Source organism: Dictyobacter alpinus, from assembly GCF_003967575.1.
Classification (GTDB): Bacteria; Chloroflexota; Ktedonobacteria; order Ktedonobacterales; family Ktedonobacteraceae; genus Dictyobacter; species Dictyobacter alpinus.
Map to the genome: position 1 here is coordinate 67,287 of NZ_BIFT01000003.1, position 15,989 is coordinate 83,275.

11 protein-coding genes are annotated in these 15,989 nt (G+C 54.0%); 9 read left to right on the forward strand and 2 right to left on the reverse strand.

Annotated elements, in window-relative coordinates:
* Positions 1 to 116: 116 nt before the first annotated feature.
* From EL633_RS35530 to EL633_RS35540, 3 genes are all read left to right on the forward strand, one after another.
* On the forward strand, positions 117 to 1,478 hold the full coding sequence (locus EL633_RS35530) for a hypothetical protein (RefSeq protein ID WP_126632057.1): 1,362 nt from the start codon (positions 117 to 119) through the stop codon (positions 1,476 to 1,478).
* 42 nt (positions 1,479 to 1,520) lie between these two features.
* On the forward strand, positions 1,521 to 5,159 hold the full coding sequence (rpoC, locus tag EL633_RS35535; protein WP_218027668.1) for a DNA-directed RNA polymerase subunit beta': 3,639 nt from the start codon (positions 1,521 to 1,523) through the stop codon (positions 5,157 to 5,159).
* 429 nt (positions 5,160 to 5,588) lie between these two features.
* Positions 5,589 to 7,232 carry a hypothetical protein gene (locus EL633_RS35540; RefSeq protein ID WP_126632058.1) on the forward strand — a complete coding sequence of 548 codons (1,644 nt, stop codon included), beginning with the start codon at positions 5,589 to 5,591 and terminating at the stop codon, positions 7,230 to 7,232.
* A 227-nt stretch (positions 7,233 to 7,459) separates the two neighbouring features.
* Here EL633_RS35540 and EL633_RS35545 read toward each other — a convergent pair whose 3' ends face one another.
* Positions 7,460 to 8,233, reverse strand: coding sequence for a hypothetical protein (locus EL633_RS35545; protein ID WP_126632059.1), 774 nt, complete (start codon positions 8,231 to 8,233; stop codon positions 7,460 to 7,462).
* Positions 8,234 to 8,737: 504 nt separating this feature from the next.
* Between EL633_RS35545 and EL633_RS35550 the strand changes: the two genes are divergently transcribed.
* From EL633_RS35550 to EL633_RS35575, 6 genes are all read left to right on the forward strand, one after another.
* Positions 8,738 to 10,150: a hypothetical protein gene (locus tag EL633_RS35550; protein WP_126632060.1), complete on the forward strand. Its 1,413-nt coding sequence runs from the start codon at positions 8,738 to 8,740 to the stop codon at positions 10,148 to 10,150.
* 20 nt (positions 10,151 to 10,170) lie between these two features.
* Positions 10,171 to 10,746 (forward strand): hypothetical protein, encoded by a 576-nt coding sequence (locus tag EL633_RS35555; RefSeq protein ID WP_126632061.1) that lies wholly within the window; start codon positions 10,171 to 10,173, stop codon positions 10,744 to 10,746.
* A gap of 162 nt (positions 10,747 to 10,908) precedes the next feature.
* A complete protein-coding gene (locus EL633_RS35560; RefSeq protein WP_126632062.1) occupies positions 10,909 to 11,367 on the forward strand; it encodes a hypothetical protein in 459 nt (152 codons plus the stop codon).
* Between the two features lie 355 nt (positions 11,368 to 11,722).
* A complete protein-coding gene (locus tag EL633_RS35565; RefSeq protein ID WP_161982717.1) occupies positions 11,723 to 12,289 on the forward strand; it encodes a DUF2690 domain-containing protein in 567 nt (188 codons plus the stop codon).
* A gap of 456 nt (positions 12,290 to 12,745) precedes the next feature.
* On the forward strand, positions 12,746 to 13,402 hold the full coding sequence (locus EL633_RS35570; RefSeq protein WP_126632064.1) for a hypothetical protein: 657 nt from the start codon (positions 12,746 to 12,748) through the stop codon (positions 13,400 to 13,402).
* A 210-nt stretch (positions 13,403 to 13,612) separates the two neighbouring features.
* Positions 13,613 to 14,692 (forward strand): phage antirepressor N-terminal domain-containing protein, encoded by a 1,080-nt coding sequence (locus EL633_RS35575; protein WP_126632065.1) that lies wholly within the window; start codon positions 13,613 to 13,615, stop codon positions 14,690 to 14,692.
* Positions 14,693 to 14,940: 248 nt separating this feature from the next.
* Here the strand turns inward: EL633_RS35575 and EL633_RS35580 are convergent, their stop codons facing one another.
* Positions 14,941 to 15,987: a ParB/RepB/Spo0J family partition protein gene (locus EL633_RS35580; protein WP_161982718.1), complete on the reverse strand. Its 1,047-nt coding sequence runs from the start codon at positions 15,985 to 15,987 to the stop codon at positions 14,941 to 14,943.
* Positions 15,988 to 15,989 lie beyond the last annotated feature (2 nt).

Here is a 15,989-nt window from a genome sequence, read left to right on the forward strand (position 1 = left end):
TACGCTGAAACATATGAAACTCACCGCTTCCGGTGAGAAAACGCAGAGTACGTTCTCCATCCTGGCGTTTTCGGGCCAGGGGAAAACAATGAAAAAACAAGAAAGGACACGAAAACTTGCATTACTCATCATGGGTGTCGTCGGAAGTCGTCAGACGCTCATACCGTAGCATGAGTGCCATTCCCTTCACACGCCACATCCATCCACGGGCGAACGATCCTAGTTGGGAGTTCGGGTGGCGCATGAACGGAAATTGGCGCCGCCTGTTGCACCTTCCAGAGGAATCGTACGCGCTAGATCTGGCCTCGCATGCTGGCGTCATTGTAGGACTCTCAGAAGAGGGGGTTCATATGACCCAACTCCGCATTGCGGTCAATGCGGCACGGCAAGGCTGGAAGGTTGTTCTGTTTGATGCACAGAGTTCGGAGAGAAAGGCAGCCGAATTTGTGGCAGCCATGCGCCAGGCAGGCCTCGGAGACACCTATGTCTCTTCGAGGACAGACGAGCATGGGACAACAGAGAGAACCTCCACTGCTCATGGGACCAGAACAGATGGGGATCATTCATACCCAGAGATCTCGCCCCATGCTCTCGACGACGCGCTACAGTGCCTGCTGGGCGGAAAAGATCCCTTCTCGGATATGAGTGCCCACATTATGCCTCCACATGGCCTCCTCGAACAGGTGCGAAGAGAGCCGTTCGAGGAGCCACCGCCGGCAGTGCCCTATGAGAGTGCCAACGCCGTCTACCTTGGCCTCAATGTGTGGGAAGGCGCACAAGAAGCCCAGGATACAGCTCAGGCGTGCCTCTCCGATTTTACACGATTTTTGAGCACGACCCGAACGCGCCACGTCCTTCTGCTCATTGAGCACCCGGCTCTTCTCTTCAACATGCAAGAAATCTGCCCGCTCTTTGCGCTCCTCGAACAAGCACAAGGTAGTATGTTTGTTTCAGCGCGCTCGGTTGCCGACTTTGGGAAAGAGGCTCCCAGACTGCTCAAAAATGCGCGAACCCTCATTGCACACCGCAGCACACCGGAGCCATTCGAGCCATATGTGTCACAACGCGGGTGGAACCAGCGCCCTTTCTTTGGTGAGGCCATTCGCCAATTTCACCGTGACGAGTGCTTTGTTATCCATGCAGGCCAGGCCACACCCGTCCGCGTCAACCCCATCTTTATTGATACCGACGGCGTTGTCGGCTCACGGCTGTCTCCCAGGCCCTCCACAGACGGCCCGGCTGCCGCACGCATTCCCTGGCTTGATCTGGACATCCAGGATGCTGAGTTTGAGGAGTTCCTCGCCTCTGCTTTTGGTCCCCTGGCTCAGGATAGGAGCAATGAACAGGCAATGCCACCACAGCGTAAAGGTGCAAGGCAAACGCGACCTCGTAGGGGGCGCACCCGCTCTGCGGAACTGCTCTCCAATGATCGCTCCCATCTTCGTAGTGCGTTATCGCTCCTCGGTCGCGAACACTAGCAAGCCGAGAGACACGTAGTTGACGTTCGTCGGCATCCGGGAGTGTTTTGCTCTTCGGATGCCACATCGAGCAAAGGCATTGCTACTCACATTGAAAGGATGAGCATGATGGAGCATATGGACGCAATTGCGGGACTGCGCCTGACCCTGGCCTCCCCAGAGCGCATCCGTTCGTGGAGTCACGGAGAAGTCACCGAACCAGAAACGATCAATTACCGCACCGGTCAGCCAGAACCAAATGGCTTGTTCAGCGAACGCATCTTCGGACCGACAAAAGATTGGTCCTGCGCCTGCGGAAAATACAAACGCGTGCGCACACCTGGCACCAGGTGCGAGAAATGCGGCGTCGAGATGACCACCAGTTCCGTGCGACGCGAACGTATGGGTCATATCGACCTGGTGGTTCCCGTTGCTCATTCCTGGTTCGCCAGGAATGCCCCCAGTACCATCGCACTCCTGCTCGACCTCTCCCCGCGTCAATTGAGCGCACTCCTCTCCTATAGCGTCTATATCGTGCTCTCCCTCGACGAAGACCAGAGGCAGGAACATATGAATACTGCGCAGCCTGCGGACCTCGATAAACACTGCACAACCAGGTTCGCAGGCCTGCGCGTCGGTGAGTTTTTGGACGAGGAAGAGTATCGCGTGCTCTCTCTTCACTTCGGGCACCTCTTCACAGCGCAAACAGGAGCCATTGCCGTACGCGCCTTGCTTGGCGCTCTCGATCTTGAGAACATAGCTGCCCACCTTCGCCGGAACATTCAACACGATGCCAACAGCCAGAAGAAGGCGATCAAACGACTGCACCTGGTCGAGGCATTTCGCGAGAGTTGTGTGGATCCCGCATGGATGATTCTTGAAGCCATTCCAGTTCTTCCGCCAGAGCTGCGGCCACTAGTGCCGCTCGGCGGCGGGAGATACGCCGCCAGCGATGTGAATGCTCTCTACGAGCGCGTTATCTACCGCAACAACCGTATCAAGCAGTTCCTGGCTATGAACGCTCCAGAGATGATCCTGAACCATGAGCGACGACTGCTGCAGGATGCCTGTGATGCGCTCTTCGACAACGGTCGTCGCAAAAATCCCGTGATTGGGTCACACAAGCAGGCATTGAAGAGCCTGACCGATACACTCAAAGGCAAAGAGGGCCGGTTTCGCCGCAATCTTTTAGGGAAGCGGGTCGATTACTCCGGGCGTTCCGTTATTGTCGGCGATACCTCGCTCAAATTGCACCAGTGCGGCCTTCCAACCAAAATTTGCCTTGAACTCTTCAAACCGTTCCTCATTCGCAAACTGATGGAGTGGGACGTCGCGCCACACGCACACGCAGCCAAGAAGATGATCGAGCGCACACGAAAACGCCACCCGGTGATCTGGGATGCGTTGGAAGAAGTGATGCGGGGCAAGGTGGTCTTACTGAACCGCGCACCCACGCTGCACCGATTGTCCATCCAGGCGTTTGAGGCGGTACGCATGGATGGTTCACAAGCCATCCGTCTGCACCCGTGCGTCTGTTCCGCCTTCAACGCTGACTTTGACGGAGATCAGATGTCCGTTCACCTACCGCTCTCCGACCTGGCTCAGGCCGAGGCAAGAGCGCTCATGCTCTCAACGCGCAACCTCCGCGCTCCTGCCAGTGGAGAGCCCGCTATCTCCATTTCCCAGGAGATGGTGCTCGGACTTTTCTACCTGACACAGGAACGACCAAGCGCAAAAAGCACGGGGCGTATCTTCGCCGATGCAGCCGAGGCACACATCGCCTTCGAGCATGGCATCATCGATTTGCACACGCGCTTTTTTGTACGCATACCCGACGAGCATATCTTTGAAACCCCTGGATTGCTCAGAAGGGCTCCTGAGCGAAAACGGATGGAAACAACCCTGGGGCGACTCATTTTTAATGAGGTGCTCCCAGCTCCGTTGCGTTTCAAAAACTACGAAATGACAAAAGAGCGATTGAAACAGGTGATCGCAGAGTGCCTGGAAACGTGTGGCGAGGCGAAAACGGCAAAGCTGGCAGACGCGCTGAAGCAGCTTGGGTTTCGCTATGCGACTCGCAGCGGCATCAGTTTCTCGGTGCTTTCTGATATTGAAGTGCCACCAGAGAAACAGGGCCTGCTCGCACAGGCTGAGGTAGCGGCTCAAGAGATCGAGGAACAACTGCATGCAGGAATGATTACGGCTGATGAGCGGTACCAACACCTGATCGAGATCTGGACGAAAGCGACAGACGCCATCAGCAAAAGGCTTGAGGCGGCACTTGACCCCTGGGGAAGTCTCGCCACGATCATCAGGTCAGGAGCCACCAAAGCGAAATTTCAACAGATCAGGCAACTCTCAGGTATTCGCGGACTCATGGCAAGTCCGACGGGAAGAATCATCGCGATCCCCATCAGAGGGAATTATCTCGAAGGTCTAAAAGTGTGGGAAATCTTTATCGCAGCCAGTGGCGCAAGGAAAGGCTTTATGGATCGGAGCCTCAACACCGCGCGGTCCGGGTATTTAACTCGCAGGCTCGTTGAGGCTGCCATCGAGGTCTGGATTACCTCCATCGATTGCGGCACACAAGCGGGCCTCCTGATTACCCAGGAGGAAAGTAAGGCCCTCGGACTCCCCAACATGTCAAGCCGCTTGCTCGGACGCGTGCTCGCCGAACCGTTGCCGGAAGTTGATCTTCCTTGTAGAACGCTCCTCGATGACACGGCGATAGAACGTATCATCGCAGCGGACATCCCTGCGGTGTTGGTGCGCTCTCCGCTGACCTGCGAAGCAAGCTATGGTATCTGCCAAGGCTGCTACGGCCTCGATCTCGCTACAGCTCGCCTGGTTCGTTTGGGCGCAGCCGTCGGCATTGTTGCAGCTCAGGCGGTAGGAGAACCTGGCACCCAGCTCACGATGCGCACCTTTCACTCCGGTGGGGTGGCCCACGCCCAGGGTGATATTACGCAAGGCCTCCCGCGTGTAGAAGAGCTTTTTGACGCGCGCCACCCAAAAAATATGGCGATTCTCAGTGAGATTGAAGGAATGGTGACTATTGAAAAGGGCCAGGCGGGCCCCACTCGCCTTCACGTCCGTTCCTTAGAGAGTGGGGAAGAACGCTGCTACGACGTCCCCCTCGGCAAACAACTCTTGATAGAGGACGGGACTCAGGTGAGAGTAGGTCAGCTCCTGAATGCTGGTCATCCCGACCCACAAGCGCTCCTCCAACTGTGCGGGCGGGAGGCCGTGGCGCGGTACCTGGTCAACGAGGTGCAGCAGGTCTACCGAAGTACCGGCGTGTACATCGCTGATAAACACGTGGAGTGCATCGTCCGGCAAATGGTTCGGTATGTGTTCATCAGTGAGGCTGGTGACACGAGTTTCCTCCCCGGCGAAGTCGTAGACCGTTTTTTCTATGCAGAAGTCAACGCACGTATTCTGGCACAAGGCGGGCAAGCCGCGACCGCCCGCCCAATTCTCCTGGGGCTCACAAAATCGGTCTTACAAACGCACAGCTGGCTCGCAGCAGCCTCGTTTCAGGAAACAAGTCGTGTCCTCACACGTGCCGCCATTCGTGGGCAGTGGGACAATATTCGCGGGTTTAAGGAACGCCTCATTATAGGTCGTCGCCTCCCTATGGCCTCAGATATCGCCAAAAATCGAGACACCGTTCGCCCGGGTGGGCGTGGAGAGGTTGCTTGAAAAGGTGACCGCCATGAAGGTTTTCTTTGCTGTGTTCTCGTTGTATACTACAGTGATGCACAAGAACGTTCTTATTGGATCATTCTAGCGTTCCGTTTGGAGCATATGGCACAGCTTAGAAGGTCTCTCGAAAAGAGAGAGGACGTCAGGAGGGGCCCCTTCTCATACGAGAAGTGGGTGCCACTGAAGAGATACGGATGCGTGCGTGCAGGAATAGGGTACAAACCGCTGTTCTCACGCGCCGTGCGCACCGAGCTGTATCGTTGTTGACACGTCCCCGTGGATGTGTTCTGAAGGAAATAGGAGAGGGCAATGCCTGTTAATGACATTGAGAAACATCCTCATTCTTTCTTCCACGAGGAAGAGAGGAGACTTCCACTGATGCCAGCGCTCATCGTTGGAGGTGCTTTTTTCGTTGGAATCTGCCTTATGGCATTAATAAACAGAGCTGAACTTGGCATTATTGTCAGCCAGTTTGGAGCGCTCTGGCCGATTGCGCAGAATCGACAGGAGATCCTGCGCGTCTGCTTCAAAATCCTTTTGACTGGCCTCGTCTTCGCCGCTATCGCGCTGGTCTGCTATCTGACGTTCTACGCTGTGAGAAATTACAAACAAGATGGGCAGGATGAACAGGATGAAGCCTTGCCCGTAGCAACAACACACACAGCGTCTCGGGCACTGTCTCGTACTCCCGTCATGGCGACGTCGCCATCTGCAACACAGAGAGACCTGATCCCGGCGCCTGCTTCTCCCCGTCAGCAAGTCCCGTCTCAGCGTCCTGCAATGCAGCAGCTCCCATTCACCCCTATCCCAGAAACGGTGATGATCTCTGCACATGCGATCAATGCACAGATTGAAAAAGAACACGCCGAGATCCAGTCGGTGGGCACCATCTATGGAGATACGGTAGTAATACCAGAAGAGCGGCTAGATCAGCAGGCAGCAAAAGAGGAGAAGTCTCTCGTTTCCTCGAAGCAGCAGCTGGGCCAGATGGGCGATGAGCCCACCCCCATTTACATCACCATCACGCTCCTGAAGACCATTACGATGGCACTTCACGTCCCTGGAAGTACCAAGACGTATCCTGTCACGCTGGATGACCTGAACTCGAAGGCGCTCCAGCTCATTGCGTATATTGCCCGGCACCAGGGCAAAAAGGTCAACCTGGGCGATATGAGGAACGATGTTTTTGGGAACGATGACATGGATACCAATCAGGTACAAGAGTCGCTCAACACAGCCAAACGCGAAATTCGCCGCCGCATTGGCCAGGCGGTTGAGCGAGCCAGGAACGATTTCGGGACGGATGTGTTTCCCACAGACCTTGATATCTTCGAGCTGGCAAAGAAAAAATATTGGTTACCCGCGCACTGTCGAGTGACAGATCTCGCCATCCTCGAAGAGCAACACCAGATCATCGAGCAGGCCGAAACCAGCAACCAACTGGTCAACTATGTGCCTGATGCTGTATACAAAGCCTGTATGACACTCATCAACACCTACAGTGGGGACTTTATTGAGGATCTCCTTGTCGATGATCCGTATGCTTTCGATCCCCCGACCGACTCCTGGGCGAGGGAACCCTTTACGCTGTTCCGAGACTATTACCTGGATGCCATTCTCTACGCCGCTGAATATGAGCGCAAGATGGCAGATAGCGCGAACACACCGGCACAACAGCGCGAACACTATGCGGAGGCAGGGCGCCTTTTCTCGTTGGGGGCGATGGCAGCCTGCAACAAACAGGTGTTCGATGGAATGTTCGACACAAAAGTGTTCTTTAGCAGTAAGCCTGGTCGCAGGCATGGAGCACACGTGCTTTTAAGCGAGCAACTCATCCGGCGCGCCATTGCGCTCTATGGAAAAATTGGGAACACCATCGTGGCCAAGCGCGTCTACGCAACCTATGAACAGCAGATGCACTTCGTCTCCAACAAAGGTTGGACTGCCGACCCAGAGACCCTGAAAGACCTGGAGGCTGCCATGCAACAGACAGGAGCCTATCGCTTTCCTGATCAGATTGCTTCGCCGTATGACCTGTCGAGCAATTTGGTCGGCGCTGAAAGTGCCTAGACCTGCAAAATACCCCCTCCCGTTCTGGAGGAAGGCGACGAGTACACCGGTACAGGGGGTACACCCTGCTCGAAGAAGAGCGTTTTTGAGGGTCGTCAACAGCGGGAGGGGGGGGTCAGACGAGAGGGGGGGATATTGGACCGCGACAGCCAACCAGCGTTAAGAATACAGGCGGCACCTGTGAAGGGTCCAGACCCCCACTCAACCGGGTAAGGGGCCTGGACCCTTCAGGTCTGTTTGTTTTGTTCATGGGGACACTGTTCGCAGCGATATCCATAGCCCATCCTCACCAGCCACTCAACTGCTTCATCTTGCATCTGTGGATCAAGAAAATACTGGACGCGCGTTTCATCTCCACCGTACGGACGCGACATGGCTCGTATATCCTGCCGTTTGGCAGCCGCCGTCATGATATCTCTTGTCGTCCCATGTGACACCGTAAAGGAGCGCATAGAGACGCTTCCCTCGGGAAGATCAGTCGGGAGACGGTGAGGTTTCATCTGACCAGCAGGAACGTAGGGGGGCGGGATCGCCCGTTCCGTCGTTTCAGAGGGCTTCGCCCTCGGCTCGGTTCCTTGCTTGAGACGCTCAATCTCTTGCATCAATCGCTTCGTTTCCTCACTATGTCGAGCTTGCAATGACTCGATCCGCCGATGCAATGCAGCGATCTCTCTGGTATGCTGCGTCCTCAGTTCCTCAAGCGTCGTCGGCTCGACTATTTTTTCCACGCCTTTTCGCCCTGTTGGCCTGCCATCCTCCTTCATAGAGCGTCCAACAAGAGTAGCCAGCGCCACGAGGTCCTTGTGCGAAATAAGCACCGTATTCCCCTGAACGGGACTCTGGTAAGTTTCGATAGCCAGATCGGCAATCCACCCGCGCAGGGTCCGTGGGTCAGCAGGGGGATCAAGTAACACACAGGCATCTTTCAGCGCGTGGTAGCGTCCCCTACTCATCTCTTGCAAGCTCAGCTTCTTTCGCTGTTTCGTCTCCTCGTAGTCCATGAAAGCCCCTCCAATCATTGGTCTCCCAAGAGATATTTTTCTTGTGCATCATATCACACAATAAAGAGTGCAACAAAACATACAGCAAAAAGTACCACCAAATTACAAACCGAAGACAGTGAAATGAACAGTTCGGCTCGCTGCATACGCAAAGCAATCGGCGATGAGCAAGAACACGTATCCGTTTTACTGTTCTATTTGATGTATGTTTCACTGTATATTTATAAACCTATAGACCGGCTCTACAGGCTGGATTAACGCTATTTTTTACGATAAAAACATGAGCCGCTGCTTTTGGCGTTGCCTCAATCCGATAATGCTGACTTTCTCAAAGACGACGCAAAAGTTTAATTTTTGCGTCGTCTTTGAGAAAGTCAGCTATAAAAACCTGGACATCTCCACCAAAATATGTTATATTTTTCTCAAAGCTTATGCAAAAGTTTAATTTTTGCGTCGTTTTCGAGAAAAGCGGTTCAATTGAACGACTACAAAGAGAGGTATGGTATGGCACAAGTCGTTGGCCAGGATCCACAAACGGTCGGGTATATCCCGGAACGCTCGTACCTTTGGCATTTTATTCAGCAAAAGGAGATCAAAATCCAGATCGTTGAGAGTGCCAATGGTCAAAAAGTCCCTCACATCATCGCTGTTCCAAGTTGGGTCAGATCTCGCAATATGCAGTTGTACAAAGTTGGCCTGGACTTAGGCAACAATGGGCCGAAGGCAGCCATGTTTGACAGCAACGGAAGGATCGTTGTCAACCATATGCAGGCGGTCGTCAAAGCGGTACAAGATCTGGCTGCTGGAGAAATGGGCACAACCTACGAAGAACTCATTCTACAGCCGAAACCCAAGCCGCAAGACGAAAACACGGCGGTTGACACCGCAGAAAACGAGTCCGTCCTCACCGCGATCAAGAATAAACTCACCGGGCAGAAAGAAGAATACGAAGAAATCTCCCCGGGGAAGATCTGGATCGATCAACAAGCGGTTGATAACGATGGCGTCTCCCTTTCTAAGGGAACGACCAGAGCACGCTTGAGTGATCCCCGCTATGCTCAATTTCTGATGTTCACTATCGCCAACCTTTTCGAGAAAGCTGGCTACCCTTCCGGCGACTATGATGTACTAGTGGCCCCAGGGATGCCGAATGAGGAAATGGTCGAGACGGCAACGGGTTCTCAGCTCGACGAGGAAACGCAAAAGGCTCTATCGAGCGCGCTCTGCACGAAGCGCTGGCGCATTCGTATCACCGATCCCTATGGTCGTTCTAAGCAGTTCAACTTTAAAGTGGCCGATCTGGCTCCTGGTCCGCAGTCCTACGCTGGTTTCTACGCCTGGCAATTTCGGCCTGACGGCCAACCGGCCCAGACCATCATCAACGAGATCCTGCTCGCAGATCTCGGTGCCAATGATCTCCATGAGTTGGGCATCCGCCTCAAGTTCCAGGAAAAAGTGATCAACGGGGAAAAGCGCTACGACGTTGCTGTCAGTGCCACGCGCGAACGCAAGGGCAACGGCATCATTCTGGCCATCATGCAGCCGTTCGCGAAACGGCTAAAGAGACAGTATGGCTTGGAAGAGTTGGATGATGCTATTGCCCAGCAGGCATTCTTCAAGCGCGAAATTACGGTTGGTGGGTTCCGCGAGGATGTCTCGGCCCTCGTCGAAGCGGTCAAGGCTGAGGAAGGGGCCAAAGTCATCACCGATGTGTTCAAAGGCCCAGCACGACCACGGAGTTTCTATATGCTCGAAGGCGGCGGGAATGTGCTCCTGCGCGAGGACCTGGTTGAAAAGTTGAAGAGTTTGAGACGGACACCAAAAACCTACCTGCTGATGGGTGCTCAACACGCGAGTCCGCTCAACGCTGTTGGGTTACTGGCGATTCTGGATCAGATGTGCCGCTATGGTCAGTAGTCGTATAGAGGGGGAGAGATATGGAGCGGAAACAACGCAGTTCATCGGGTAAGGCAGCAGCGAAGGGAACTCCACCCCCTTCGCTACCGACGAGACCAGATCGTACCGTCACTATCCACCCGCGCGTCTCGGTGGACGAGAACCAGATCGTCAAGGAGTTGGCCGAGCAGGTCAATCAACCAGAGACAACGATCTGGGGCGATTGCGCCTCCATCGGCTTGCTCATCACCCTCATGAAAAAAGGTCCAAACACCCTGGGCATGTACGGTGGGCGCTGGAGTGCCAAGGAGCTGGCCCAGGAGATTCGTCGCCGGATCCTCAACGAATTGATCGATTTTCAATATGAACAGGGAGAGTTGCCCGGCCTTCTACGAGACTACATGGCAACGCTCAAAACCCTGGCAGAGCAGAGGCAGCAGGGCATCCTCGTTGCCTCTGCTCTGCCAGGCCAACAGGAAGCGATCCCCCCCACAGAAGAGGACGAGCTCATCTTTAGTGCGCAGGGGACAGATGCCGATAGTGTCAATCAAAGTCTGGGAGGCATGGGCTTTGCCAGGTTGAATCTGGGTACAGTGGGCGACGATACAACTGAGTGATATCCCTGGCCCGCGAGCGGCGGGCCACTATACCAATAGTGTGAAGAGAGTGTCGTGCGCTCTCGCAGAATTAGGCCCTCCGCGAGAGAGCGCACAGCAGGTGAGTTCACCCACATGCGTGTAGTATACTCCATGTGGGATACCCATATCAGGAGGTTTCACATGGCAGGCATACTTTCGGCAACTGGCACCCAGAAACCAGCCCATTTCGTCTCTATCGTCATGCAACTCATTCTCTTTGTCGCGTCCCTCGCAGTGCTCGGTATTCTGATCATTGTTGTCGGAGTAGTTCTCGTCTTTGTCGCCCTTGTGAGCATCGTCTTCCTCATCCTCGCCGGGTTGTTCCTGGGTGTACTCATCCTTGTATTCAAGGTATGCAGCGCTCTGTTCTGCCAGATCCTCCGCATAGGGAAGCATAGCACGACAGCAGCATATGCGAGGATCTCAGCCTCCAATCGGTATCAACACATCCTCAAGCCCTGGCTGGTCGAGGCGCTCAAACGCCTCCTGCGCTGGCTCATTCCATTTCTTCTCTGGCAGCTCTGGCAGTGGGCAGCTCCAACGGCAGGAGCTGCCGCACCCTGGGCACAGCAGCGACCACGCCATTCACTCTCTGGATAGCCACCACACGAACTACCCACAGGAGGTTTCAGCGAGACGCATTTCTTCTTTCGACAGCTCATCCCCCCAACTCTCCTTTCCCCGCTCTTTGCCATATACTCATCATTACCGCATTTTGCCGCGTTTTGCCGCGTTTTTCCTGCCTCATTCCTGCCCTAGTTCCCCAACACACCTGTGGGCTCAGGTTACAGTGATTTTTGTCCGAACGCGGCGAGGAAAGGTTTTGCTCCCCCTCTGGCAAAGCCCCTTTCTCTGAAAGGGGCACGCCACCCCATCGCCACCTGGCGCATCAGCAAGCCACTTCCGCGTTGCGGACACACAAAAAAGAGCTGAAAAGCACCGAAAGGAAATGACGATGGCACAAAAAACTATAGGAACACGACGACCTCTTTTATTGAGCGCAGGGAGCATACTCCTCATTCTTCTTCTCGCCGGGGGTCTCTCCCTTGTCTTCGCACTGCATGGATCTCCTCATGCTTTTGCCGCCTCGCTTCAGCAGGCGACAGGAGCTACCTGTGCGCAGGCACCGAGCACGGAACATTGCAATACTCAGGACCCGGAGCTGCAAGGGTGCGCGGCAGATGCCCAGACGCTGGACCAGATGAATATCGTCGAGAATGGCATTACCATCGGGAGCGTCGAGCGACGTTGGTCAGCCCGCTGCCAGAGCTGGTGGGGGCGCGTCTTCGATATGCGGCCATACTCACAGGCCAATATGTATATTGGGGTTGCCGGCGCAACACTCTCTGCCTCTCCAACGTTCGTTAGCAATAACTACCGTATTCTGTATAGCTTCATGGTGTTCGATGCCACGCCAAACCAACCGGTCCCAGCTATCACTGGCACCTTGGAGATTGATGGTATCACGACACCACCGAGCGCGACGCTCCCGACTATCACCATTCCTGGGACAGCACAGTAACCAGTGGGCACGCCACGAAAACAGGAAGAAGCTAAATGGTTTCAAATAGGGGTATTCATAGGAACCGTACGAACGAGCGAGACCAGCAATGGCAACAAGACCGAGAACAGCAACATATTCTGGTGACCCTCCAGCAGCCTGCCCATCGTTCATGTCCCCTTCGTTCTTGCTGAAAAGATTGAAGAAGGTCAAGAGAGCGAACGACCTCCCACATACTGGGGCCGTTCGCTTGTGCGCGGACAAAAGCAATGGGCGGCTGCTTTTTTGAAGCGTTGCCTGGAGATCGCGTTAGACATTTTTGTATAATGCGTTAGAGAAGGGAGAATCAACAAACCGTTTGTCCCAGACCAAAGCAAGAGGCCAACGTGCGTTAGATATTTTTCACCAATGCGTTAGATGATCGATCCCTCAAAGCTATGTCCGAAGCATTCTTCCCTTCGTGGCAGGAAAAGACCTATGAAGATTGAAGCAGAACATGACTGGCTCACCACCGCAGAGGCGGCGTTCCATCTTGGGGTCAATGCCTCACGGATACGCCAGCTCCTGCTCAAGGATCAGGGATGCCGTGAAGATCGACGTACATTCCCATCGGCGCGAAGAGCCAATCCTCAAGAGGAGCGAGAATTGCAGGCAGACCGTCGAGTTGGTCGTATACCGCGTGAAGGTGTGTGGCTCATTGGGGTCAAAGATATTGAGAGGCGAAAGCTGATGCTCGGGCCATTACAAATCGGTCGGCCACACCAATGGAAAGATCATTACGCCGATTGCCCCTGGTTCTCTGGAACCTCTGCGCCAGCCAGGGAGGCACTGGTCTGGGCATGTGATGGCGATAACAGCTGCAGTACTGTCATGCTTTCCGAAAGCATACAGCGCTTCTATGAGCGCTGTATGCCTGCTCCGGTACTCATTGAAGGAAGCTGGGAAACAATGATGCCAAAGAAGTATACCCAGGAACTTCACTCAGCTTACCAGCAGCACGCGTATGGCAAAATTGCCACGTTAATGGCTCCTTTCCATACGGCAAGCGGACTGGCAAACGTCATCATACAGCTTGAGCGCTCGTTTACACGACACACCAAGAGAAAGGCACCCATGCCCAAGGTGGAAAAGTAAGGCTATTGGGTCACCTCAACTGAAAGCATTCAGAAGGAAAATCTCAACACCATCGTGACATTTTACGCCATTCATGGTAGAGTAGGCTGCATCATTGGCAACCGACTCGGTATCAGCTCTGGGAGCGATGCATTTTCACCATGTGTGGAGGACGTGTTTATTTGGGTTACAGAGAGACCAGAGCGTTTCTCTGAGAGGAGCAAAAGCATCATGCAAGATGAAATGAGCGATCAGTCTAGCAAATCTACAGATGACGGGCTTGATGAAGAGGTCTTGTCCAACGCGGTCGATGATATTCAAGTCGATGATATTCAAGTTCCAGAAGAAATAGCGACTCGCCGAGAGATCGTCGAGTTCATGGCAGACAAATTGGAGGGTGCCCTGACTGAGGGTGGAGGTATCTACCTCTCGATACCAGGCATGTGTAAAGCCCTGGGCCTCGCCTCACAATCTCAGGTCCGTCGTATCAAAGGCACTCCGACCCTCTTCAAAGGATTGCGGCTCATCTCGACAAAGACCAGCGGTGGCCCTCAAAAAATCAATTTCCTGCGAGCTGACAAAATAGCACTGTGGCTGGCAGGTGTTGAGAGCGCCAAGATGCGGCGAGATACAGAGAGGCAGCGCTTTCTCCGCGAGAAGATCGAACGGTATCAGGAAGAGCTGGCACCTATCGCCACGCAAGTGTTTCTCCGTGTCCTCAAGGAAGGTCCACAACTCGCTTCGATGGTTCCAACGGTTCAACCGGAGAACCCCCTTCTCATGACGCTAGCCCAACAAATCCACGACATCGCTGGTGCCGTCCCCTCTATCCAGCAGGGTGTCGTCGAACTGCTCGGTGCAACGGACGCACAAGCGATCAAGCTGGAAAGCCTGTTAGAGATCGTCAGTAGCCAGGCCATTCAATTGGAGAGCCTCCTGGAGATCACCAGCTCACAAACCCTGAACCTGCAGCAGGCTATTGAACTGTTGAGCCGATATCTGCAAAGTCAGGAAGACATTGAGGAAAAGCTCGAACGCGTAGACACCAGAACAAAACGGCTCTCTCCAGATCACGCGATCAAAGTGCAGAACGCCGTTGGGCACATCGTTCGATTGATCCAGAAGAAAAATGCCTCGATTAGTGACCAGATCGCCCACCGTATGGTCTACGGTCGCCTGAAGAGTCATTTCCGACCTGCCACCAGTTATAAGGAGATCGACGACGACCGGTTTGAAGAAGTCATGGAGTTTCTCCGCCGCGAGTATCGGACGATCCTGGAAGAAGGGCCCAAACAAGAGAAGCTCTTCTAACGCTGCACGCCATAATGACAGTCCCCCGGCTCTCACCCATCACCACGATGATTGCCTCTTGCGACAAAGGGTGTGCTATACGGCACACCCTTGAACTCAGCTCAAAACAAAGGGTGTGCCGTATAGCACACCCTTTGAACTCCTCTGCTCGCGAGGCGCAAACCAGGTTCCCGATCCCCTTGCATTCAGAAACTACGCCCAGCTCATACACCGCTGCTACTTTTGGGGATGCATCCCCAAGATGCTACTTATGCTCGTTGTAAGATCGCCTCAATCTCATTTCTCATATTTGTGAGAATGGTTCGCTCTTCTTCAGATGGGGACCTGTCTTGTATCAAGCTGACGAATTGCCGTAACCGTTGCGTTGCGAGGTGTAGTTTCGTACTCCTTTGGATCTCAGGAATGGCGGTCTCTTTTTTCGATACGTCTTTCTTCACGGACTCCAACTCTGGCTGTTCTCCTGTCTCCTCCTGCTGTTGGAGATCACGAAGAAGAGCAGCCAGGGTGGCTTCAGGATCATCTGAGGCCACAATACGCTTCGTGGCGATATCAAGAGCATCTGTCAGGAGCTTTTCATAGAGGAACGCATCAATCAAAGGAGAGAGGAGACGCGCGGTGAGCCCTGGCTGTCGCTCGTCCAATACCTCAAGCCGGCGCAAATGCTTTGCAGCGAGTAGCCCCCGTTTTGCACTGCTCTCCATTTCCTTAATACGAGTAAACATCTCGATAATAAGCGGGTGCGACTGTGCAGCAGCCATACATTCCTTAATACGGTTTCGACTGATACCAAGTTCTGCCTCTAGTCCTTCTTGTGTGTATCCCCACTCATGCTTAAAAATAAGATAAAGGCGTCCTTCTTCTACTGGCGTCAAATCTTCCCGTGCCAGGTTCTCTCTCGCCGTATCAAACGCTGATCGTTTATTATCGTACTCAACCAGGATGACCGGATACTGACTTAACCCGGCGGCCTTTGCGGCCTTGAGTCTGGTATGTCCCCCCCTCACCACCTGCAATTTCCCATCCTGATCGGGATGATGGCGTACCGGAAGGGCATCTTTGAATTCCTGCGGTGGGGTCTGCTTCATAGAGGTCACCAGACTCTCAAAACGCTTGGGATTCTCAGCCTCTCTCGTCTGATACTTGCTCGGTAAAATATCGTCGATAGGGGCAAGAAAAACTTGATAGAGACTAGATGAAGAGGATCCACTCACCCCTATGACCTCACCCTGATTGATCTTACTGGTGAGTGATGCGAGCCCTTGCAGTGTCTTTGCGCCACCAGATTGTTTTGCCATGA